Source organism: uncultured Umboniibacter sp. (assembly GCF_947497555.1).
Lineage (GTDB): Bacteria > Pseudomonadota > Gammaproteobacteria > Pseudomonadales > DSM-25080 > Umboniibacter.
In genome coordinates this window covers 21,021-44,184 of the sequence record NZ_CANMGY010000009.1, presented here as the reverse complement: position 1 = coordinate 44,184, position 23,164 = coordinate 21,021, and the positions used below count along the sequence as shown (strand labels likewise).

The window sequence follows — 23,164 nt, the reverse complement described above, 5'->3', positions numbered from 1 at the left end:
TTCATCACACCACAGTAGGTAAATTTCGGAGAGTTTAACATACTCTATCCACACCACACGCTAATTGTTATACAAGTCGAAGTTCACGCCAGTAGTTGCAGCGTTCTTGAATAATTTCTGCCGCGGCAGCCTCTCTCGGTGAGTGCCCCCACACGGGGCCGGGCCACGCCGGGTCATCAACTCGACGACCAACAATGTGAAAGTGAAACTGAGCAACGACATTACCGAGGTAGCCAGCGTTGACCTTGTCGCAGTGACGTTGCCCCAGTAGCTTCTCGCTAGCACTATTACAGATTTGTATTAGCTGCTGTTGATAAAGGCTTGGCAGCTCGAAAAGCTCAGTGGCCTCGCTAACTTTAGGCACAAGAATTAACCATTCATAGCGGTGATCGTTCAGTAAGCGAAGTTGAAATGTATTGGAATCCGCAATCAGTACGCTGTCATTCGCCAATCTGCTGTCTAGCTCCCAGCTCATTTTTGCTTCTCCAGCATTGGCTTAAGGAATACGCCAGTATGAGATTTGACAATCTCTGCAACCTCTTCGGGCGTGCCGGTAGCGACAATTTGACCGCCGCCAGAGCCCCCTTCAGGGCCAATATCCACAATATAATCTGCGGTCTTGATGACGTCTAAATTGTGCTCGATGACTACAATCGTGTTTCCGTGGTCACGGAGGCGGTGTAGTACGTGTAAAAGCTGCTTAATATCGTGAAAGTGCAGGCCGGTAGTGGGCTCATCAAGAATATACAGTGTTTGGCCTGTATCGCGCCGTGATAGTTCCTTCGCCAATTTAACACGCTGAGCTTCGCCGCCCGAGAGCGTGGTGGCGGCTTGCCCTAAACGGATGTAGGTAAGACCAACGTCAATTAGCGTCTGAAGACGATTGCGAATTGATGGTACGGCGTCAAAGAACTCCAGTGCATCATCAATACTCATCTCTAGCACGTCATGAATATTCTTGCCCTTATAGAGAATCTCTAGCGTCTCACGGTTATAACGTTTCCCTGTGCAGATATCACAGGGCACATAGACATCTGGTAGGAAGTGCATCTCTACTTTGGTAACGCCATCTCCCTGACAAGCTTCACAACGTCCACCCTTAACGTTAAAGGAGAAACGACCTGGCTTGTATCCTCGAGATCGGGCCTCCTGCGTGCCTGCGAATAATTCACGAATAGGTGTGAACATTCCAGTATAGGTAGCGGGGTTGGAGCGGGGGGTTCTGCCGATTGGACTCTGGTTAATATCGATGCATTTATCGAAATGATCAAGGCCTTCAACTGCTTCATACTCATCAGCCTTTAGCGTGGTAGCACGGTTTAGTGCTGTCGCCGCAAGCGGGTATAAAGTACGGTTGATTAGCGTTGATTTACCTGAGCCGGAAACACCGGTCACACAGGTGAATACCCCCACGGGAAGCTTGAGGGTAACGTCTTGAAGGTTGTTGCCCTGGCAGCCGCTTAGCGTCAAGAATTGGTTGTTCTTGGCGACGTTACGGACGGCTGGTATGGATATTTTTTCCTGTCCCGATAGGTATTTCGCCGTAAGTGATCGCTCACTACGAAGAATTTGTTCATAGGTTCCTTCGGCGACAATCTCGCCGCCATTTACGCCTGCCCCTGGGCCGATATCGACAACATAGTCGGCAAGGCGAATAGCATCTTCATCGTGTTCCACAACAATCACGGTATTTCCCAAGTCGCGAAGGCGTGTCAGGGTATTTAGGAGGCGTTCATTATCGCGTTGATGGAGTCCGATACTGGGTTCGTCGAGAATGTACATCACGCCAACTAGGCCGGCACCAATTTGTGACGCCAGGCGAATGCGCTGAGCTTCACCGCCGGATAAGGTATCAGCAGACCGGTTGAGACTAAGATAATTGAGCCCCACGTCATTCAAGAAACGGAAGCGATCCTTAAGTTCCTTGAGGATTTTATCTGCGATTTCGGCTTTAGCGCCCTGAAAGCTAAGCTGCTCGAAGTACTCGTAGCTGCGGCCCACGGACATGTTGGTAATTTCGGAAATCGTCTTTTCGTCAACAAATACGTGACGGGCTGCGCGGCAGAGTCGGGAGCCACTGCAGTCTGGGCAACTTTGCTGGCTGTGATATTTGGCCATCTCCTCACGGACCGAGTTAGACTCGGTTTCGTGGTAGCGACGAGACATATTGGGAATAACCCCTTCAAAGCGATGACGACGACGGTGGACGTCACCGCGGTCGTTTACATAGGAGAAATCAATTTCTTCTTTTGAGCCCTGAAGAATTAAATTACGCTGCGCATCCGATAGCTTCTTCCACGGCGTTTCCACATCGAAGCTAAGGTGCTCGGCGAGCGACGTGAGCAGATGGAAGTAATAGACATTACGACGGTCCCAGCCGCGAATCGCTCCCTCTGCCAAGGATAATTCTTCATCCTGGATGACAAGATCTGGATCAATATACTGACGAATTCCTAAACCATCGCAGCTTGGACAGGCTCCAGCTGGGTTGTTGAATGAAAATAGCCGTGGTTCAAGTTCCTTCAGGCTATAGTCACAAATCGGACAGGCATATTTGGCACTTAACAGAATCTCTTCGTGCTCTCCATCTATCCATGCAATGGTTGCTAAGCCCTCAGCAAGTTCTAGCGCCGTTTCAAAGCTTTCGGCGAGGCGAAGCTGAATGTCATCTCTGACCTTGAGGCGATCCACGACCACATCAATGGTATGTTTCTTTTTCTTGTCGAGTTCAGGTAGGTCATCAAGATCAGTGATGATTCCGTCAATTCGGACGCGAATAAAACCTTGAGCCCGCAGCTTTTCGAACAGATGGATGTGTTCACCCTTTCGTTCGCGAACCACCGGAGCCAGTAACATGATTTTACTGCCTTCCTCCAGCGCCAGGACCGTATCAACCATTTCGGATACGGTTCGCGCGGTGAGTGGCTCGTCGTGATCGGGGCAGCGGGGCTCGCCGACACGAGCATAGAGGAGGCGAAGATAATCGTAAATCTCGGTAATGGTCCCCACCGTGGAGCGAGGATTATGCGAGGTCGACTTCTGCTCAATGGAAATAGCAGGGGACAGGCCCTCGATATGATCCATGTCCGGCTTTTCCATCATCGATAGGAACTGACGTGCATAGGTTGAAAGCGATTCTACATAGCGACGCTGCCCCTCTGCGTAGAGGGTGTCGAAGGCCAAGCTACTTTTGCCCGAACCGGAAAGCCCGGTAATAACAATCAATTTATCGCGAGGAAGATCCAGGTCGATATTCTTTAAATTGTGGGTGCGAGCGCCACGGAGAGAAATTTTATCCATCAGACTACCTATTTATGCCATCCGTTCAGTATACTGCGGTATTGAATTAATGGGGTAGTGAGTTTTACCTGTATCACCCCAAAAGACCGTATACGAACAACAAGGCGAATATGTCTCAGGCGCTCATCGGATTATCTGCAGTTTATATGGTACGAATGCTCGGCCTCTTCATGGTGCTACCTGTGTTGAGCTTAGCTTTGGATGCCTATCCCGATGCGAGTGCACAATCGATTGGTTGGGCGCTGGGCATTTACGGTGCCTCTCAGGGCATCTTGCAGTTACCCTTGGCGGCTTGGTCGGATCGTATTGGTCGTAAGCCAATCATTATTAGCGGGTTACTGATTTTTATTCTCGGTAGCGTGATAGCTGGATTTAGCGATTCCGTCTGGGGGATTATCCTTGGTCGGGCTTTGCAGGGTGCGGGTGCGATTGCGGCAACCGTGATGGCGCTGCTAGCAGATTTAACCCCTGAGGATAAGCGAGCCCGAGCCATGGCCTCCATTGGTGCCAGTATTGGTGTCGCCTTTGCCTTGGCGATGGTGTTGGGGCCGTGGATCTATCATCTAGTGGGATTGTCGGGACTCTTCTATGCGGGTGCGCTGCTGGCAGTTGTAGCGATATTACTTGTGGTGCTCGTTGTGCCGTCACCGCCAGAACGCCTCCTTCACAATGATGTGAAGGCTGCTGGAATTCGTGAGGTACTCACCGGTGCCGAGTTGTTGCGAGCTGCACTGGGTGTGTTCGTATTGCATGGCGCCCTGATGGCGATATTTTTAGTGGTACCAACGGTCCTGGCGAATTATGACTTAGTAACGCAATCTCAGTTGAGTTGGTTCTACTTGCTCATTATCGGGACAAGTTTCGTCGCCATGCTTCCGCTTATTATCTTAGCAGAGGTAAAAAGGCGGATGCGCGCGGCGTTACGGGTAGCTGTGCTGGTGCTGCTAGCCGCTACCGCCGTGCTTTTCACCTCGGCCTCTATTGAGTGGCTGGTACTTGGGCTCTGGCTGTTTTTTGTGGGCTTTAATCTCTCTGAGGCGCTACTCCCTAGCTTAGTCAGTAAGATTGCGCCGGCAGGGCGTCGCGGGGCGGCAATGGGCGTATTTTCAACGGCTCAGTTCACCGGCGCATTCTTTGGCGCTGTGACTGCTGGTTCCGCAGTAGCGAAGTTCGGTCCGCAGGCGGCCTATGCAGTCGCCTTTGGTGGTATGGCTCTGTGGGGTTTGTGCATTAGTTTTATGGCGCCAGTGCGTTACCTCACGAATGTGTCCTGGCCGGTGACCGCTGATACCCCGGCTGATGAGCTCGCCTTGCTTGCTGAAATCAGCGGCGTAGAGAGCGTTCGCTTCGATGCGGTGAGTCAGCGCGTTTATCTTAAGGTTGATCATCCTCGCTTCAATGCTGAGGAGGTCGATCAGCGGTTACGTCCGACGGAGCATATCCGTTCGTCCGTCAATTGAACCGTCGCGAAATTCCGCTCGATTAGGTGATGCATCTAGTCGCTGACTTCGGTATTCTAGACAACTAAACAACAAATAAAATGGCAGGTGGACACAATGGCCCGTGGTATTAATAAAGTGATCTTGGTAGGTAATTTAGGGAACGACCCTGAAAGTCGTTATACCCAGGCTGGCGCGGCCATTACCAATATCACCGTCGCAACATCAGAGAGTTGGAAAGACAAGAACACCGGTCAGGCGCAGGAGCGCACCGAGTGGCACCGCGTTGTCTTTTTCAACAAACTAGCTGAAATTGCTGGTCAATATCTAAAGAAAGGTAGCAAAGTCTACATCGAAGGGTCATTGCGTACCCGTAAGTGGCAAGATCAGCAGGGTCAAGATCGTTACACTACCGAAATTGTGGCGAACGAAATGCAAATGCTCGATAGCCGTGGTGCAGGAACTTCTTCCAATATGGGCTCCGTGAATGCCTCTGCGCCGGGTGCTTATGCTGATCCATATACATCGGCGCCTTCAGCACCAGCTCAGAATGCGTACCAGCAGCCAGCGCCTCAGCAGTCTGCGCCGCAACAGTCCGCGCCGCAACAGCAGGGCTACCAACAACCCGCTCAGCAACAGGCACCTCAGAATGCACCGCAGACTCAGCATGCCGCAGCGCCTCAGCAGCAACCCGCTCAGCGTCAAGCGCAGCCGGCGCCAAGCTTTGATTCATTCGACGACGATATTCCGTTTTAATTCGGCCTTTGAAGCAAATAACAAAAAGAGCGCCTAGGCGTTCTTTTTGTTTACGGCTGCGAAACTTAATAGCGTGATGCAAACCTCAGCCAAGTTGGCGAGCACAGTTAAATCTCATATACTTCGCAAAATACTTGAGAGTTAGTCCATGTCCGATCGAATCTATATCGTCAACCCGCCTCCGGAAGCACGCGAAGAGCTCCTGACTGCTATCCGTGCGCTACTTCCCCGTATTGAGTGTGTTGAGGTAGAGCATCCGGTTAACGTATTGGATGGTGCTCAGTTGGTGATTAGCTTTGTTACTCAAGTTGAAGATTTTTTGGCGCTCTGCCGGCAAGCGGACCTGCAAAACGTTGGTGTTATTCAGGCAAGATTACAGTCTTTTAGTCTGAGTAACGATGAATTCGATGACGTCTGGGAATCTCCATTACTCGACGATTCGGCACGGGTCATGCTGTTGGACTTTCCCATGTTAGCCGTTCGTCTATTTCCCGATGTGATGCGTGAAATTGAACTGGCTGGCACACGTGAGCTGGATGATAGTTCATTCTTCAATATTGTTACCGTACCGGATTTATCTCGGGTCTGTGCGTCAGTGATCGCGCAGTTGTTATCGGGCGGCGAGAATTGGGGGCGATACACCTATGCTTCCGGCGGTAAGGTCACTTGGCATCGTTTGACTGCCTATTTGTGTGATGATAAGTGCGAGAAGACAACCGATCAGCTTGTTGCTGGTGCAGGGCTCGGCGTGGATAGAACGCTGGATGGAACAGCCTTGAAGTTTGCCTTTGGAATAAAGCCGAAGCCATGGCGAGTCGGTTTGTTGGATCGCTGGCGGGCGTTTTTAGGCTAGGTAGCAGTTAGCGTTAACACGTTATTAGCTTTCATCGTGTCAAAAGACATCAGTCCAACAAGATCATTGCGCGATTTACTTTCATCGTGTCCACAAACGCCACCTCAATAACGGCGCATTCGCAAAATCTCTCACTAACAAAAGATAGCCTCAACAAAAAAGCCCCCGTCCTATTGAATTCAATAGTTCGAGGGCTCTCTAGGCTTTCGATTTATCGCTAGCTAATTAAAGGCTTTTGAAAATCAATGTGGCGTTGGTGCCACCGAAGCCAAAGCTATTCGACATCACTGTCTTCAGCTCTTTCTCCTGGGTTTCTGTAACAATGTTCAGACCCTGTGCTTTGTCATCCAGCTTCTCGATGTTCGCCGAAGCGGCCACGAAACCTTTCTGCTGCATGATGATAGAGTAAATTGCTTCATGTACCCCAGCGGCACCCAATGAGTGACCAGAAAGCGATTTAGTTGAACCAATGAGTGGAGTGTTATCGCCAAATACTTCGCGTACCGCGCCTAATTCGGCAACGTCACCAACTGGTGTGCTAGTTCCATGTGCATTGATGTAATCAATCGGTTCGTCAATCGTAGCCATCGCCATACGCATACAACGTGCTGCGCCTTCGCCACTTGGCGCTACCATATCGTAGCCATCAGAGGTAGCACCGTAGCCTACGAGTTCAGCGTAAATTGTCGCGCCGCGAGCTATCGCGTGGTCATAGTCTTCCAACACAACACAACCGCCGCCGCCAGCAATAACGAAACCATCACGACCTTCGTCGTAGGCACGCGAAGCTTTGTCCGGCGTTTCGTTGTACTGAGTAGAGAGTGCACCCATGGCGTCGAATAGTGAAGACATAACCCAGTGCAGTTCTTCACCACCGCCAGCAAAAATAACATCCTGCTTACCCAACTGGATGAGCTCAGCGCCGTGACCAATACAGTGAGCGCTCGTAGCGCAGGCAGATGAGATCGAGTAGTTAACACCCTTGATCTTAAATGGCGTTGCCAAACAGGCTGAAGTAGTAGATCCCATCGTTTGCGTCACACGATATGGACCAACACGCTTAACACCACGCTTGCGAATGATGTCTGCCGCTTCAACTAGGTTGTGCGATGATGCGCCGCCCGAGCCCATGATGATGCCGGTGCGCTCGTTAGATACCTGTTCGTCGTTCAATCCCGAATCTTTAATTGCCTGGTCCATACTAATGAACGCATAAGCCGCTGCATCACCCATAAAGCGAAGTGCTTTACGATCAATGTGTTCTTTGAAGTCGATGTCAATGGAGCCGGCTACGTGCGAACGTAGGCCCACTTCTTTATATTCTTCCTGGAATGAAATACCAGATTTTCCGTTACGAAGGGAATCTTCAACATCGGCAAGATTGTTGCCGAGGCTAGATACAATGCCCATTCCCGTGATGACTACACGACGCATGGTGGATACTCCTTAAAAATTCTCAGTACTTTGAAACAGACCAACCTTGAGGTCCTTTGCATGATAGATTTCACGCCCATCAACCAAGACAACGCCATCGGCGATGCCCATAACCAAGCGGCGTTCAATAACGCGATTTAGGGTGATCTTATAAGTCACCTTCTTTGCGGTAGGTAAAATTTGCCCCGTGAATTTCACTTCGCCACAGCCTAACGCTCGACCTTTGCCCGGATTACCTTTCCATCCTAGGAAGAAGCCAACTAGCTGCCACATTGCGTCGAGGCCTAGACATCCCGGCATCACAGGGTCGCCAGGGAAATGGCAGTCAAAAAACCAAAGATCGGGAGTGATGTCGAGTTCAGCGATAAGCTCACCCACGCCGTTTTCGCCACCGGTAGCAGAGATGCTAGTAATGCGGTCAAGCATCAGCATATTAGGAGCTGGAAGTTGGGCGTTGCCTGGGCCAAATAGTTCGCCTTGACTACAGGAAATGAGTTCCTCGTAGGTGTAAGAGCTTTGCTGGGTCATAGTGCATCTCGTAAAAATTGCTGTGAAATGTCGCGAAATGTCATGAAAAATAGCGCGACTGTGCGGTCATTTTATTGGAATGCGTTTCTTAAGTCACTATCGACTATTCACAATTTGTGAATATTTTAGTGCCTGTAGTCGAATTGTGAAATTCAACTGAAGAAACGGAAATATTTCACCTAAGCGGTGCTAAACAGGTCTACGAATGGATGGTATAGTAGACGTAATACCAAAAATGACAAGAAAGTCGAATGGAGAAAATATGCAAATTAGCTGCTTTAAAGCCTACGATGTTCGTGGTCGCGTCCCGGATCAGCTTAATGATGACGTTGCCTATCGTATTGGACGCGCCTACGCTCAGTTCCTCTGCGCTAAGCGTGTTGCCGTAGGTTATGATATTCGTCTAACTAGTAAGACCTTATGCGATGCGCTTACCGAGGGGCTCACTGATGGTGGTGCAGACGTCATCAATATTGGCGAGTGTGGTACCGAACAGATCTATTTCGCAGCGAAAGAATTACCGGTCGATGGCGGCATTGTCGTGACGGCTAGTCACAACCCCATGGACTACAACGGGATGAAGTTTGTTCGCGAAGATGCGAAGCCAATTTCTGGAGATACCGGCTTGTTTGACATTCAAGCGTTGGCAGAAGAAGGCAACTTTCCAGAGGTAGTGCACAAGGGCAGTGTAAGTCGCTTCGATCATAGCGAAGCCTATATCAAGCATCTTATGACCTATCTAGATGTTACTCAGCTTAAACCACTTAAAGTCGTTGTGAATGCCGGTAATGGTGGCGCTGGAGCGGTCGTCGATTTGCTCGAGCCACATCTTCCGTTTGAGTTTATCAAGGTCCACCACGAAGCGAATGGCAACTTCCCCAATGGCGTGCCCAACCCACTTTTAGAGGAGAACCGTCAATCCACCATTGATGCTGTCGTGGCTAATAATGCCGATTTGGGCATTGCTTGGGATGGTGACTTTGACCGTTGTTTCTTCTTCGACTCCTCTGGTCGTTTTATCGAAGGGTACTACGTAGTAGGTTTGCTAGCTGAAGCGTTCCTATTGAAGCAGCCAGGTTCGAAAATTGTTCATGATCCGCGTCTGACTTGGAATACCATTGAAGTCGCGGAGCGTTATGATGGCAAGGCTATCATGAGTAAAACTGGACACGCTTTTATTAAAGAGTGCATGCGCCTCGAAGATGCTATTTACGGTGGCGAGATGAGTGCGCACCATTACTTCAGAGATTTTGCCTACTGTGATAGCGGCATGATACCTTGGCTATTGATTACAGCACTGATGTGTCAGCGTGATGTTAGTCTGGCTTCATTAGTAGATGAGTGCATGTTGGCGTTCCCCTGTAGTGGTGAAATCAATACCAAGCTCGACGATCCGGAAGCGGCGATTGCGCAGATCGAGGCGAAATATAGCCATTTAGCTACCTCAGTTGATCGTACCGATGGCTTGAGTATGAGCTTCGGGAGTGATTGGCGCTTCAATTTACGAATGTCTAATACTGAGCCCGTGCTCCGACTCAATGTAGAGTCGAAAGCAGATTCAGCGTTGATGGAAGCAAAGCGCGATGAGTTACTCGCAATAATAACCAGTGCGTAGGCACAATCATGTGGTATGAGGAGTGGAAATGAAAACGTTATTGACTAGCGTGTTGTTGGCCTTACTGGGTCTAACGAGTATTACTTCGGCGAACGCAGCGTCGCCAGAGACTATGACGTTAGCCGAGGCAGAAATGCAAAAGCAAGGTGAGGGTGTTCGCCGTAAGTTTATGGTCCCACTTTATGATATAGCGCTGTATACGGTCGAAGGGCAAGACAGGGAAACCCTGGTGAGCGAGACTGTGTCACCTATGGCGCTACGTATTGAGGTACGTTCTAGCCTAGTTAGCACGGCATTGTTTACCGAGGCGGTATTAGACGGTTTCAAAAAATACGAGCACTATGAGGAAGTGAAGCAAGTGGTCCAAGACTACTTGGCGCAGTTCGTTGAGGAGTTAGTAGAGGGCGATATTTATACCGTATTTAATGACCCAGCGCGCGGTGTGATGACCTATCGTAACGGCGAAGAATTTATTCTGGTAGAAAACCCTCTATTCAAAGAGGGTATGTTTGGTATTTGGCTAGGCGAGCGGCCGGTTAACCGCCGCCTAAAACGCAACTTACTTGGCGGCTGATAAATAGGCGCTAACGATGGCGGCATAGCCGTCATCAACCTGCGCGGTATCGCCCGATGTCAGCACGGTTTCCATCGTGCTGGCATGGACTTTTCCTAGTTCAACTCCCCACTGATCGAACGCGTTAATCTCCTGCCAGTAGCCACAGAAAAAGACCTTGTTCTCGTAGGCTGCAATGAGTGCTCCCAATGTATGAGGAGTTAGCGACTCCATGGTGATGATGCTGTGCGGGCGGTTGCCGAGAATTTCCTTATGCTGGGCGATAATATCGGCTTGCTCAGCTGCCATTCCGCGGGCGAGCAGCGCCTCTTTCGCTTCCGCAGCGCTTTGACCGTAACAAAATACCTGACTCTGGGCTAACGCGTTGGCGATGAGTTTGAGATGCTGCACTGGCTCGTTTGATGACGATAGCGGCAGAATGATCTCAGCGGCGATACCTTGGTTACCCTGATGAAGTAGCTGGTGGTAGGAGTGCTGGCCATTGCTGCCCTCAGTGCCCCAGACTACGCCGCCGGTAGGGTAATCTACTCGTTCGCCTTTGAGATTCACTGATTTACCAAGGCTTTCCATCTCGAGTTGCTGTAAATGTGCCGGAAGCAGGCGGAGGTCATGACAGTAGGGCAGCACTGCACGTGAGCTAGTGCCGTGAGCGTTAACATTCCAGAGTTCGAACAGCGCCAGTTGCGCAGGAAGGTTAGCCTCGAGTGGCGCGCGCTCGGCATGATCGTCCATGGCTAGAGCGCCACCCAAAATAGCTTCAAAAACACCGGCCTTGAAACCCATCATAAGTGGTAAGCCAATAGCAGACCATAGAGAAAAACGACCGCCAACCCAGTCCCACAGTGGGAATATGTTGCTTTCGCCAATGCCGAATTCAAGTGCCATCTTAACGTTAGAGCTTGCTGCTACCACGTGCTTCGAGACGTCGGTGACGCCATTGTCTACTAACCATTTACGGGCAGTATTGGCATTGTTAAGTGTCTCGGGGGTGGAGAAGCTTTTCGACGAGACCACAATGAGGGTGGTTTCAGGGTTGAGCGCAGCGAGCTTTTTCTCGATGTCAGCCGGGTCAATGTTCGCCACCCAATGGACGTTAATGGCGTCATGGCGATAGTGCAGCATTGCGCGGTAAATCATTCGTGGGCCCAGGTCTGAACCACCGATACCAATATTCACAACGTCGCGGATTGTCTTGCCGCTATAACCTTTCCATTCGCCCGATTGAACGGCTTGCGTCAGTGTTTGCATTTTGGCGAGTGAAGTACGGACCTCCTCGGCACGAGGGTCTGTGCTATTGAGGTTGCGAAGCAGGGTGTGCAGAACCGCACGTCCTTCGGTGAAGTTGATCTCCTCACCTTGGCGCATTGCTTTGAAAGCCTGGTTAAAGCCACTCTTGTTCGCCAAATCGGCGAGTTTCGAAAAGGTGTCTGAGGTCATTCTCTGGCGGCTAGTGTCGAGGGTGAGTTCGGCCGCTGAGGTCTTAAATTGGGTGAACCGTTGCGGGTCCTGGCAAAGCGTAGCAACGCACTCGTCGCCAGCATGCTCCGCAAGCTGCTGCAGTTGTTTTAAAAACATAGATATTTAGCCTTTATTACTAATTACTTCGTTCTAGCGATGCAGTAGTCGGCGATTTCTTCAAGTGCGGTACGATAGGCAGAGGCGGGTAGTGTGGACAGCGCACCTTTAGCCGTTTCGATTGCACGATAAGCTGCATCTCGAGTGTAGTTAAGCGAACCGGTCGCTTCCACTATTCGGATGATATCGTCGATCTGATCGGTATTTTTAGTCTGCAGGGCGGTGCGGATCGTCCCTGCATCTTCAGCTGACGCGTGTTTCATCGCATGAATTAATGGGAGTGTTGTTTTCCCTTCAGCTAAGTCGTCGCCAACATTCTTGCCCATGGTATCCACATTTCCAACATAATCAAGTAGGTCGTCAACAAGCTGGAAGGCAATGCCCAGTTGATCGCCGAAGGTGGCGAGCTGTTGGCGTTGCTCGGTAGTTGCAGAAGCCAGAATTGCTGCGCCCTCACAGGCGGCTTCGAATAGCTTGGCGGTCTTGGCGCGAATAACTTGGTAATAGTCACGCTCGCTCAGGCTGGCGTCACCAGCGTTGACGAGCTGAAGGACTTCACCCTCGGCCAGAACGTTGGTGGTCTCAGAGAGAATATCGAGGACATCGAGATTGCCAATCTTGACTAACAGTTGGAAGGCGCGCGAATAGACAAAGTCGCCAACTAATACTGAAGGGGCATTGCCCCACTTTGCATTGGCGGTATCACGACCGCGGCGAAGATTTGATTCGTCGACTACATCATCATGTAAAAGCGTGGCGGTATGGATAAATTCAACGGCGGTTGCCAATTGAAAAACAGAAGAATGCTCAAACCCCAGTGCTTTTGCGCTAATAAGGGAAAGCATCGGTCGTAGGCGTTTTCCCCCTGCCTGAACTAGGTACTCTCCTATATGTTCGACAAGAGCGACATTCGAGTTTAAATTCTCTAAAATGAGGGCGTCAACCTGCTTAAGGTCACTACTGGTAAGGTCTAGGAAAGACTGCATGGCTAGATAATGTTATCTCTGAGTTTTGAGTATGCTAGAAGTATGCAGCCAGAAGGTCAACTTCGCAAAATAAATAAGTCTAACAGGGGTTGCCCTATGGCAAAGTTTTTCGTAGAATGCCGCACCTTGTGAAATTCAGTGGTTCAGCCCCGTAACCACGGCGTCACAGTCCTAATAGCGGAGTTGGAGCAAAATATATGTACGCAGTAATTAAGAGCGGCGGTAAGCAATACCGTGTTCAGGAAGGCGAAGTAGTTCGTCTAGAAAAGATTGAAGTAGCAACTGGTGAATCAGTCGATTTCGACGAAGTTCTACTAGTAGCTAATGGCGAAGACGTTAAAGTCGGCGCGCCAGTCGTTGAAGGTGCTAAGGTAACAGCTGAAGTTGTTGGCCAATTGCGCGGTGACAAAGTGAAGATTGTTAAATTCCGTCGTCGTAAGCACTCTAAGAAGACACAAGGTCACCGTCAGTGGCACACTGATGTGAAGATCACTGGTATTCAAGCGTAAGCTTAAATAAGATTTTAGGAGTAAAGTAAAATGGCTCATAAAAAAGCTGGTGGTAGTACTCGTAACGGTCGCGATTCGGTCAGTAAGCGCCTTGGCGTTAAGCGTTTCGGCGGTCAAGAAGTACTAGCAGGTAATATTTTGGTTCGTCAGCGTGGTACTCGTTTCCACGCAGGTCCTGGTGTAGGCATGGGCAAAGACCACACATTGTTCGCGACAGAACACGGTGTTGTTAAGTTCGATGTTAAGGGCCCGCACAACCGTAAGTACGTAAGCATCGTTGCTGCATAAGTAACAGTGCCTACGAAAAAAGCCCTGTCTTCGGATGGGGCTTTTTTTGTTTATGGGTACATACTAAGTGAAAGCGTTCGATTTGTTATCGAGCTCAATGTTCAGATCAAAGAGGTTAGAAAATGAAATTTGTCGATGAAGCACCGATTCGCGTCGAGGCGGGTAAGGGTGGTAATGGCTGTCTCAGTTTTCGCCGAGAAAAGTATATCCCACGTGGCGGTCCCGATGGCGGTGACGGCGGTGATGGCGGCTCGGTATTCCTTGAGGGTGATGCCTCGCTGAACACACTTGTAGATTATCGCTTTACGCGTAACTTCCGTGCGGAAACCGGCCAAGGTGGTCAAGGTCGCAATATGACAGGTCGAAAGGGTGAGGATCTCATTCTGAAGGTGCCTGTTGGCACTTCGGCTATTGATATTGAAACTGATGAAATCTTGGCGGACATTACTGAAGCCGGCCAACAAGTCATGGTGGCTCGCGGGGGTTGGCACGGTTTAGGTAATACGCGCTTCAAATCTTCAGTGAATCAAGCGCCTCGTCAGACCTCTCCAGGTCAAGAGGGCGAATCTCGCGAGATCAAATTAGAACTTAAGGTGCTAGCGGACGTGGGCATGCTGGGTTTACCGAATGCCGGTAAGTCGACCTTCATTCGTTCGGTCTCTTCAGCTACGCCAAAGGTAGCCGACTACCCTTTTACCACCTTGGTGCCAAGTTTGGGTGTCGTGCGTTTGCAGCGCCACCGTAGCTTCGTGGTTGCGGACATTCCTGGCTTAATTGAAGGCGCTTCTGAAGGTGCTGGCCTAGGAATTCGCTTCCTTAAGCATTTGACTCGTAACCGAGTGCTTCTACACACTATTGATATGGCACCGTGGGATGATATTACTCCGGCTGAAGCGGCAACCTCCATTGTTCGTGAATTGGAAAAATTCTCGCCAACCTTGGTTCAGCGTGAGCGGTGGTTGGTGCTTAATAAATTGGATATGGTACCCGAAGAAGAACGCGAAGCGCGTTGTCAGTCTGTGATTGATGCATTGGGCTGGGAAGGTCCAGTTTATCGTGTTAGCGCCATCAACGGCGAGGGTACTGAACAGCTCTGCCATGACTTGATGATGCGTCTCGAAACCTTGAAAGAGGAAGAAGCCGCTAATCCTGAGTTGGCGGAAATTGAGCATCAGACGCAACTGGCAATGCAGGAAGAGGCGCGCCAGCGTATTGATGAGCTGCGCTTAGCTTATCGCGCGAAAAAAGCGGGTAAGCCTCTTGAAGACCAAGACGATTCCGACGATGATGATTGGAATGAAGACGACTACGACGTTGAAGTCGAGTACGTCAAATAACAAAGTAGCTTAGTCCGAGGGGGGGGTGAATGGCAAATCAGCGTTGGGTAGTTAAGCTGGGTTCATCATCCCTTACGAATCACGGAACCTCCTTGGCTACTGAGGCATTGTCGGCGTGGGTAGCCGATATTGCCGTGTTAATGTCGCAGGGTTTTGAGATTGTTGTGGTCTCCTCAGGCGCCGTTGCTGCCGGCATGGCTCGCCTCAATATGGCCGATCGCCCCACCCAAATAGCTCAACTCCAAGCTATTGCTGCAATCGGTCAGTCGGACTTGGTGCAGGCTTGGCGTGACGAGTTTGCTCATGTTGATACCCCCGTTGCTCAAGTATTACTAAATCACTCTGATATTGCTAATCGCGAACGCTACTTGAATGCGCGTGCCGCGATTCAGGTCCTACTCGATTTATCCGCGGTACCCATTGTAAATGAAAACGACTCGGTCGCGACCGATGAAATTCGTCTGGGCGATAACGATAACCTTGCTGCGTTGGTCGCCAACTTAATTGATGCAGATGGTCTGTTATTGCTGACTGATCAAGATGGCCTGTTTACCGGAAATCCCAATGTTGATCTCAATGCTGAATTAATTTCGGAGGCTTTCGCGGACGAAGAGCGACTGATGGAATATGCATCGGGGTCGGGTACAAACGTAGGAACTGGCGGTATGAGTACTAAGGTTTCAGCCGCTCGGTTAGCGGCTCGTTCGGGTACTCGCACGGTGATCGCCAACGCAGCGGCTCCTCAGGTTGTTCAACGAGTGATAAATGGGGCGAGGGTAGGAACGCAGCTACTTGCTCGCTCAATGCCGCTACGGGCTCGTAAACAATGGCTAGCAGGGCATATCCAGCACAGTGGAGTGGTAGTCGTGGATGCAGGTGCTCGGGAGCATCTAGAGCAGAATGGTTCGTCTTTACTACCGGTTGGGATTGTTGGTGTTCAGGGGAATTTCCAGCGTGGTGCGGGTGTGATCGTTCAGGATGAGTCGGGCAAAGTCTTTGCGCGTGGCTTAACTAACTTTAGCGCGGTTGAATTACGAGATATGGCGGGCAAGTCATCTCGTGTAATTGCTGGCTTACTGGGTTTTGAGCCCGAGCGAGAGGCGATTCACCGCGATAACTTAGTTTTACTATAAGGGTTAGTTTGATTGAGTTTGCCACTGGAGTTTAATTGCTCTGCAATGTACAGACGAAAAAAAACCGGCATAGAGCCGGTTCTTTTCATACGCGATCTTAAGCAGCTAGCTTTTTGACCTGGGCGTTAAGACGGCTCTTGATACGAGCTGCCTTATTCTTGTGGAAGATGCCCTTGTCTGCAAAGCGGTCAATAACCGGCTCTGCTGCAGCGAAAGCTGCCTTTGCTGCTTCGTGATCACCTGCTTCGACGGCAGCAACTACTTTTTTAATGTAGGTGCGCACCATGGAGCGCAGGCTCGCGTTGTGCGAACGTGACTTTTCAGCCTGACGAGCGCGTTTTTTTGCTTGCGGGGAGTTTGCCACCGTAAAGCTCCTTTAAGAAATCATGGTTCAAAAATCGAGGTCGCGAACTATGCCGTTCACGCCGACGATTGTCAATAGTCAATCGCAATAATGTCGAATAAATCGACAATAGGGTGCTAGTGTAGCACAACTGGTAAAGGTGTTAAGATCTGCGTAATTACGTAGGAGTATAAGAAATTGGCAAAATCGCAAGGATTGGTCCGCAGTGGTCTAATCGTCAGCAGTATGACTATGATATCGCGAGTGCTAGGCCTCGTTCGCGATGTCATCCTTGCGCGTGTCGTAGGCGACACTGCAGCGGCAGATGCCTTTTATGTGGCGATTAAGATTCCTAACTTTCTACGCCGCTTGTTCGCAGAGGGGGCTTTCGCCCAAGCGTTTGTCCCCGTTTTGTCGGAGTATCGCGAGCAGGGCTCTAAGTTTGCCGTACATCAATTTATCAACAGAATGTGCGGTTGGTTGGGCGCGTCGGTAATATCAATTACCGTATTGGTGGTCATCTTTGCGCCGCAGGTCATGCTGGTCTTTGCGCCCGGCTTTTGGGATGAACCCGAAAAATTTCAAATGGCCTCTGAGATGTTACGGATAACCTTTCCGTACCTAGCACTCATCTCCCTAACGGGCTTTGCCGGCGCTATTTTGAATAGCTATGATCGCTTTGCGATACCGGCTATTACGCCGGTATTTCTCAATCTTTCGCTCATTGCCTGCGCGATCTTCTTGACGCCCTGGTTTGAGGAACCCGCCTATGCATTGGCGTGGGCCATCCTGATTGCCGGGGTTATTCAATTGCTCTTCCAATTGCCCTTCTTGGCACATTTGCAGTTGTTCCCCAAGCCGGAAATGACCCGGGGTGATAAGGGTGTTTCCAAGGTGCTGCGATTGATGATTCCCGCGCTGTTCGGCGTTAGCGTGAGTCAGATTAACCTCCTGCTTGATACCGTCATAGCCTCGTTCCTGCCGGGTGGTAGTGTGTCGTGGTTGTATTACTCTGATCGCTTGGCAGAACTCCCGCTGGGTGTGTTTGGTATCGCCCTGGCTACGGTTGTACTGCCAACCCTATCCAGAAAGCATGTTCGCGGTGGTAGCGATACCTTCTCGGAAACGTTGCGCTGGGCGTCTAGGCTGGTGTTTGCCATTGGTTTCCCCGCCGCGATTGCGCTGATCGTATTGGCGGACCCACTCATTTTCACGCTCTTTGGTTATGGCGAATTAAGTGATTTCGGGGTGCGGCAGTCGGCCTGGGCACTTCGTGCCTACGCTTTGGGGCTGTTGGCGTTCATGTGGATTAAGGTGCTGGCCACGGGATTTTATTCCCGCCAAGATACCAAGACGCCAGTGAAGTATGGAATTATCGCGATGGCGGCCAATATGATCTTCAACCTCATCTTCGTCTATTTCCTCTACGATTACGATCTTGGGCATGCTGGTTTAGCGCTCGCTACGGCGGCCTCGGCTTGGTTGAATGCTGGTCTTCTTTGGTTCGGCTTACGTCGGGATGGGGCTTGGCTGAAGGCGCACCAAAAACGGGGCGCTATAGCGCCACTTTTAGCCGGTATCGGCATGGCTGCGCTCTTGGTGTTTCTACAACAGCAGTTTCCGCTTTTCTGGGATGGTGCCGACTTTGCCGAGCGCGCTTCCTACCTGACGCTCTACGTAGTTTCGGGGTTGGTCTGTTACTTCGTGTTGGTTCCGGTCTTAGGCTGGCGAAAAAGCCATCTGGTGGCACCAAAATAAATGTTTTTGATAGCTGAAATGCTATCAATTTATCGGTATACTTCGACGATCATATTTTGATCAAAGAGAATCGCCTGACATGCAGCTGATACGGGGCTTGCACAACTTAGTTCAAATCAGCTCTGCATCGGTGGTTACCATTGGTGCTTTCGACGGTTTACATCTAGGTCATCAGGCCATTCTCAATCGTGTAAAACAACTCGCTGAAGCGGCCAATGCGGTGCCAACGGTGGTGCTATTTGAGCCACAGCCGAGTGAATATTTTGCACCCGATCAGGCGCCGGCAAGACTGAGTCGTTTTCGCGATAAAGTTGAACTATTGATGTCCTACGGCATTCAGCGAATTGTTTGTCTGCGTTTTAATCAGCAAATGCAGAATATGACACCCGCTTATTTCGTGTCTAAGGTGCTGGTGGATGGCCTCAAAACACAGCACTTGATAGTGGGTGATGATTTTCGCTTCGGTGCCAACCGTGAAGGTGACTTTGAGCTTTTACAACAGCTGGCACCAGAGTCAGGTTTTATTGTTGAAGATACGCCCACCACGGAAGTCGATGGTGAGCGCGTCAGCTCTACGCGAATTCGTGAAAGGTTACTGAGTGGTGAGTGTGCTCAAGCCAAGCTGTTATTGAGTCGTGACTTCACGATTCAGGGCCACGTTGGAAAAGGTAGGCAGTTGGGCCGAACTATTGGCGTTCCCACGGCAAACGTAGCGCTTCGTCGCCGCCGTTCGCCGTTGCACGGCGTATTCGCGGTGCGTGTTCAAGTTGGTGAAAAATGGCACAACGGCGTAGCGAATATCGGCGTGAAGCCAACTGTGGGCGCTGAGCCGATACCGTCGCTTGAGGCACATATCTTCGACTTTGACCAAGATATTTACGGGCAAGCCATCAAGGTTGCCTTTTTGACTAAACTTCGCGATGAACAGACGTTTTCATCGTTTGCAGAATTACAGCAACAAATCGCGCGCGACCAACAGGCCGCCCGCGATTACTTTGTTAATGAGTTTAAGGTTATTGAATGAGTGATTACAAAAGTACGTTAAACCTGCCAGAAACGGGTTTCCCGATGCGCGGAAATCTGGCACAGCGCGAGCCGCAGATGCTCAAAGAATGGGATGAAGCTGGCTTGTACGAGCTCATCCGCGAAGCGCGTAAAGGTTGTGAACAGTTCATTCTTCATGACGGCCCTCCGTACGCTAACGGTGACATCCATATTGGCCACTCGGTTAACAAAATTCTTAAGGATATTATCGTTAAGTCCAAAACCATTTCCGGCTTTGATGCGCCGTACGTGCCAGGCTGGGATTGTCATGGTCTGCCGATTGAGCACAACGTGGAAAAGAAACTGGGTAAGGCGGGCGTTAAGGTTCCCTATGCGAAGTTCCGTGAAGCGTGTCGTACCTATGCTGCCAAGCAGGTTGAAGGGCAAAAGGCCGATTTCATCCGTTTGGGTGTATTGGGCGAATGGAACAACCCCTACCTCACCATGGACTTCCAAACTGAAGCCGACATCATTCGTGCGCTGGGCAAGATTGCTGAGAATGGCCACCTAGTTAAGGGCTTCAAGCCGGTCTACTGGAGTGTTGTGGGTGGTTCAGCGTTGGCTGAAGCTGAGGTTGAGTACCAGGACAAGACATCCTACGCCATTGATGTTGCTTACCGTGCAGTAGACCCTGCAGCCGTCTTCGAAGCCTTTGGCCAAGACAACCTGGGACAGGTAAGTGTCGTGATCTGGACGACCACACCTTGGACACTACCATCATCACAGGCGGTGAGCTTGAATGCGGATCTGGAGTATTGTCTGGTTGAGCACAACGGAGAATACTTCGTGTTCGCCGAGGCGCTGGTCGCCGATTCCTTCAAGCGCTACGAACTCGATGATTACAAGGTCATCGCTCACGCCATGGGTGCGAAGTTCGAAAACCAATTACTGAAACATCCCTTTTACGAGGACAAGCTACCGGTAATTTTGGGTGACCACGTTACCGTGGATGCCGGTACTGGTGCGGTACATACAGCTCCTGATCACGGTGTCGAGGATTTCGCGGTGGGCCGTAAATACGGTATCGGGACCATCAACCGAGTAGACGACAATGGCATCTACCGCGATAGCACGCCGCTATTTGCCGGCGAGCACGTTTACAAGGTAGACGAAAAGGTGATCGAGCTCCTTCGTGAAAACAAGGTGTTGCTCAAAGCTGAGAAGTTCCGCCATTCCTACCCACACTGCTGGCGTACCAAAACACCGCTAATCTACCGCGCTACGCCTCAGTGGTTTGTGAGCATGACGCAAAAGGGCCTGTTAGAGTCGGCCTTGGCGGCAGTGAAGAAAGTTGAATGGCTCCCTGAGTGGGGTGAAGCACGCATCGAAACAATGTTGAACGGTTCACCGGACTGGTGTATCTCTCGTCAGCGCACCTGGGGCGTTCCGATTGCCCTGTTTATCCACAAGGAAACCGGTGATCTGCATCCGAAGACGGCTGAGTTGATTGAACAGGTTGCTCAGCGAGTGGAAGGCAAGGGTATTGAAGCGTGGTTCGAGCTAGAAGCTCAAGAATTATTAGGCGCTGATGCCGAACACTACAACAAAGTCACGGATACCTTAGATGTTTGGTTTGACTCGGGCGTAACGCACTACTCCGTGGTATCGCGTCGCGATAACCTGCGTTTCCCAGCAGATCTTTACCTCGAAGGTAGTGATCAGCATCGTGGTTGGTTTCAGTCGTCACTGAAGACCGCTATTGCGATGCATGGCGAAGCGCCTTACAAGCAGGTGCTTACGCACGGATTTACCGTGGATGCGCAAGGCCGCAAGATGTCTAAGTCCATCGGTAATGTTATGTCACCGCAGAAGGTTGTTAATAACCTAGGTGCTGATATTTTGCGTTTGTGGGTTTCGGCCACTGACTTTAGTGCCGAGATGAGTGTTTCCGATGAAATCCTCAAGCGCACTGCAGAGTCCTATCGTCGGATTCGTAACACGCTGCGCTTCTTGCTATCTAACCTTGTGGGTTTCAACCCAGAAACCGATCTAGTCAGCACTCAGGAAATGGTCGCCATTGACCGCTGGGCAGTTGACCGTGCAGCGAAGGTACAGGACGGCATCAAGGCCGACTACGAAACCTACAGTCTGCACGCCATCTACCAGAAACTTCAGCAGTTCTGTATTGTTGATTTGGGTGGGTTTTACCTCGATATCATCAAGGATCGACAGTACACCTGCGGTGCGGATTCGGTCGCTCGTCGCTCAGCACAGACGGCGATTTACCATATTGCCGAAGCCATGGTTCGCTGGTTAGCGCCCATTACAAGTTTCACGGCTCATGAAGCGTGGGCTTACCTTCCAGGTAAGCGCGAAGAGTCAGTGTTTATTGCCCACTGGTATGATCAGCTCGCTCGCCTAGAAGGTGAAGTCGCTATCACTGACGAAGATTGGCAGCGCGTGATGACCGTTAAGACCGCAGTCAACAAGGCGATTGAGAATGCCCGTAACGAGGGTGTGATTCGTGGTTCCTTGGATGCGGAAGTGACGCTGCAGGCGGATCCGGAAATGGCTGCACTACTGAACGTCTTCGGTGATGAATTACGCTTTGTATTAATTACTTCGGGAGCTAGCGTAGGCGAACATGTCGAGGCTAAAGCTACTGACATCGACGGATTGCAGGTAGCGGTAGTGAAGAGCGAACATGAGAAATGTGAGCGCTGCTGGCACCACCGTGAAGACGTTGGTCAAATTGAATCGCATCCTACGCTGTGTGGCCGCTGTGTTACCAATGTGGACGGTGCCGGAGAGGAGCGTCAATTCGCATGATGTCTGTTGCGCGTTGGTATTTTATTGCCGTAGTTATTTTTGTTATTGACCAAGTTACCAAGACGATTGCAGTGACTCAGCTTAATTATGCTGATCCCGTAGCGGTTATGCCTGGTTTTAATTTTACCTTGTTATACAACACCGGTGCGGCGTTTAGCTTTCTCGCCGAAGCCGGAGGTTGGCAGCGTTGGTTTTTCGTGATCCTCACCAGCATTATCTCCGTTGGTCTAGTGGTATGGATTAAGCGTATAGCTACTGAACAGAAACTGTTATCGCTGGCGTTGGCGTTGGTACTAGGCGGCGCGTTGGGCAACCTCTACGATCGAGTCCTGCTAGGTTACGTCGTTGATTTTGTGCAGTGGTATTATGAGCGTTGGTATTGGCCGGCCTTCAATATTGCCGATGCGGCAATCTGTGTGGGTGGTTTGCTCCTACTCGTAGACGCCTATCGTGACCATCGAAAAGAGAAGAGGGCCAATAATGTCTGATGTCATTTCGCCTACCAGCAAGGTGAGCTTGAAGTTTGCATTGAGCACCACGGATGGCCGTGAGATTGATTCGACCTTTGATCGGGACGCGGTCAGCTTTGTGATGGGCGACGGCTCACTGTTGCCAGGCTTTGAAAAACACCTTGTTGGTTTGACGCCAGGCTTCGAAGGGACCTTCAGTGTGCCGCCAGAAGATGCTTTCGGGCAGCCAAATGAGTTAAATTTCCAGCGTGTCGCACGCGATCTCTTCGCCCCTGATCAAGCTATTGAAGTGGGGCTGGTGATGAACTTCGCCAATGGACCTGAGGGTGAAATTGCTGGTGTGATTCATGAAATCACGGATAGCGAAGTAGTGGTCAATTTTAATCATCCCCTCGCAGGCGAAATTCTCAATTTTAACGTTCTTATTGTAGCCGTGGAGCCAGCTGAGTGAGT

General features: G+C 50.5%; 21 protein-coding genes. 14 read left to right on the top strand and 7 right to left on the bottom strand.

The window, feature by feature from the left end; genetic code table 11:
* Nucleotides 1–67: 67 nt before the first annotated feature.
* Nucleotides 68–475: an HIT family protein gene (locus Q0698_RS10660; protein WP_298636518.1), complete on the bottom strand. Its 408-nt coding sequence runs from the start codon at nucleotides 473–475 to the stop codon at nucleotides 68–70.
* On the bottom strand, nucleotides 472–3,300 hold the full coding sequence (uvrA, locus tag Q0698_RS10655; RefSeq protein ID WP_298636517.1) for an excinuclease ABC subunit UvrA: 2,829 nt from the start codon (nucleotides 3,298–3,300) through the stop codon (nucleotides 472–474). The genes Q0698_RS10660 and uvrA overlap by 4 nt, the downstream gene beginning before the upstream one ends.
* A 110-nt stretch (nucleotides 3,301–3,410) precedes the next feature.
* Between uvrA and Q0698_RS10650 the strand changes: the two genes are divergently transcribed.
* The 3 genes from Q0698_RS10650 (at nucleotide 3,411) to Q0698_RS10640 (ending at nucleotide 6,348) form a co-directional block, all read left to right on the top strand.
* The gene (locus tag Q0698_RS10650) at nucleotides 3,411–4,760 is read left to right on the top strand and encodes an MFS transporter (RefSeq protein WP_298636516.1); all 1,350 of its coding nucleotides are present in this window, start codon (nucleotides 3,411–3,413) and stop codon (nucleotides 4,758–4,760) included.
* A 96-nt stretch (nucleotides 4,761–4,856) separates the two neighbouring features.
* Nucleotides 4,857–5,495 (top strand): single-stranded DNA-binding protein, encoded by a 639-nt coding sequence (ssb, locus tag Q0698_RS10645; RefSeq protein ID WP_298636515.1) that lies wholly within the window; start codon nucleotides 4,857–4,859, stop codon nucleotides 5,493–5,495.
* A 148-nt stretch (nucleotides 5,496–5,643) separates the two neighbouring features.
* A complete protein-coding gene (locus Q0698_RS10640; protein WP_298636514.1) occupies nucleotides 5,644–6,348 on the top strand; it encodes a hypothetical protein in 705 nt (234 codons plus the stop codon).
* A gap of 225 nt (nucleotides 6,349–6,573) precedes the next feature.
* On the opposite strand, the gene fabB is transcribed toward Q0698_RS10640, so the two are convergent.
* Both fabB and fabA read right to left on the bottom strand, forming a co-directional pair.
* Nucleotides 6,574–7,782, bottom strand: coding sequence for a beta-ketoacyl-ACP synthase I (fabB, locus tag Q0698_RS10635; protein WP_298636513.1), 1,209 nt, complete (start codon nucleotides 7,780–7,782; stop codon nucleotides 6,574–6,576).
* A gap of 12 nt (nucleotides 7,783–7,794) precedes the next feature.
* A complete protein-coding gene (gene fabA, locus Q0698_RS10630; protein ID WP_298636512.1) occupies nucleotides 7,795–8,310 on the bottom strand; it encodes a 3-hydroxyacyl-[acyl-carrier-protein] dehydratase FabA in 516 nt (171 codons plus the stop codon).
* Nucleotides 8,311–8,572: 262 nt separating this feature from the next.
* Here fabA and Q0698_RS10625 point away from each other — a divergent pair, with 262 nt between their 5' ends.
* Entirely contained in the window at nucleotides 8,573–9,925 is a 1,353-nt protein-coding gene (locus tag Q0698_RS10625) for a phosphomannomutase (RefSeq protein WP_298636511.1), read from the top strand.
* Between the two features lie 28 nt (nucleotides 9,926–9,953).
* Nucleotides 9,954–10,499, top strand: a complete 546-nt coding sequence (locus tag Q0698_RS10620; protein WP_298636510.1) for a chalcone isomerase family protein — start codon at nucleotides 9,954–9,956, stop codon at nucleotides 10,497–10,499.
* Here Q0698_RS10620 and pgi read toward each other — a convergent pair.
* The gene (gene pgi, locus Q0698_RS10615) at nucleotides 10,485–12,074 is read right to left on the bottom strand and encodes a glucose-6-phosphate isomerase (protein ID WP_298636509.1); all 1,590 of its coding nucleotides are present in this window, start codon (nucleotides 12,072–12,074) and stop codon (nucleotides 10,485–10,487) included. The two genes, Q0698_RS10620 and pgi, sit on opposite strands and share 15 nt — an antisense overlap.
* A 23-nt stretch (nucleotides 12,075–12,097) precedes the next feature.
* Complete coding sequence (locus Q0698_RS10610) at nucleotides 12,098–13,060, bottom strand: polyprenyl synthetase family protein (RefSeq protein WP_298636508.1); 963 nt, start codon at nucleotides 13,058–13,060, stop codon at nucleotides 12,098–12,100.
* A gap of 197 nt (nucleotides 13,061–13,257) precedes the next feature.
* Between Q0698_RS10610 and rplU the strand changes: the two genes are divergently transcribed.
* The 4 genes from rplU (at nucleotide 13,258) to proB (ending at nucleotide 16,327) form a co-directional block, all read left to right on the top strand.
* The gene (rplU, locus tag Q0698_RS10605; RefSeq protein WP_121877648.1) at nucleotides 13,258–13,569 is read left to right on the top strand and encodes a 50S ribosomal protein L21; all 312 of its coding nucleotides are present in this window, start codon (nucleotides 13,258–13,260) and stop codon (nucleotides 13,567–13,569) included.
* Between the two features lie 30 nt (nucleotides 13,570–13,599).
* Entirely contained in the window at nucleotides 13,600–13,857 is a 258-nt protein-coding gene (gene rpmA / locus Q0698_RS10600) for a 50S ribosomal protein L27 (protein WP_298636507.1), read from the top strand.
* Nucleotides 13,858–13,979: 122 nt separating this feature from the next.
* The gene (gene cgtA / locus Q0698_RS10595) at nucleotides 13,980–15,194 is read left to right on the top strand and encodes an Obg family GTPase CgtA (RefSeq protein ID WP_298636506.1); all 1,215 of its coding nucleotides are present in this window, start codon (nucleotides 13,980–13,982) and stop codon (nucleotides 15,192–15,194) included.
* 29 nt (nucleotides 15,195–15,223) lie between these two features.
* Nucleotides 15,224–16,327, top strand: coding sequence for a glutamate 5-kinase (gene proB / locus Q0698_RS10590; RefSeq protein WP_298636505.1), 1,104 nt, complete (start codon nucleotides 15,224–15,226; stop codon nucleotides 16,325–16,327).
* 97 nt (nucleotides 16,328–16,424) lie between these two features.
* On the opposite strand, the gene rpsT is transcribed toward proB, so the two are convergent.
* Nucleotides 16,425–16,691, bottom strand: a complete 267-nt coding sequence (gene rpsT / locus Q0698_RS10585; protein ID WP_298636504.1) for a 30S ribosomal protein S20 — start codon at nucleotides 16,689–16,691, stop codon at nucleotides 16,425–16,427.
* A 177-nt stretch (nucleotides 16,692–16,868) separates the two neighbouring features.
* Here rpsT and murJ point away from each other — a divergent pair, with 177 nt between their 5' ends.
* The 5 genes from murJ (at nucleotide 16,869) to Q0698_RS10560 (ending at nucleotide 23,162) form a co-directional block, all read left to right on the top strand.
* A complete protein-coding gene (murJ, locus tag Q0698_RS10580) occupies nucleotides 16,869–18,428 on the top strand; it encodes a murein biosynthesis integral membrane protein MurJ (RefSeq protein ID WP_298636503.1) in 1,560 nt (519 codons plus the stop codon).
* A 79-nt stretch (nucleotides 18,429–18,507) separates the two neighbouring features.
* A complete protein-coding gene (ribF, locus tag Q0698_RS10575; RefSeq protein WP_298636502.1) occupies nucleotides 18,508–19,452 on the top strand; it encodes a bifunctional riboflavin kinase/FAD synthetase in 945 nt (314 codons plus the stop codon).
* Nucleotides 19,449–22,241 carry an isoleucine--tRNA ligase gene (gene ileS, locus Q0698_RS10570; protein WP_298636501.1) on the top strand — a complete coding sequence of 931 codons (2,793 nt, stop codon included), beginning with the start codon at nucleotides 19,449–19,451 and terminating at the stop codon, nucleotides 22,239–22,241. Before ribF ends, ileS begins: the two co-directional genes overlap by 4 nt.
* Nucleotides 22,238–22,729, top strand: coding sequence for a signal peptidase II (lspA, locus tag Q0698_RS10565; protein ID WP_366140329.1), 492 nt, complete (start codon nucleotides 22,238–22,240; stop codon nucleotides 22,727–22,729). The genes ileS and lspA overlap by 4 nt, the downstream gene beginning before the upstream one ends.
* Nucleotides 22,722–23,162, top strand: coding sequence for a peptidylprolyl isomerase (locus Q0698_RS10560; protein ID WP_366140328.1), 441 nt, complete (start codon nucleotides 22,722–22,724; stop codon nucleotides 23,160–23,162). Before lspA ends, Q0698_RS10560 begins: the two co-directional genes overlap by 8 nt.
* Nucleotides 23,163–23,164: the final 2 nt, after the last annotated feature.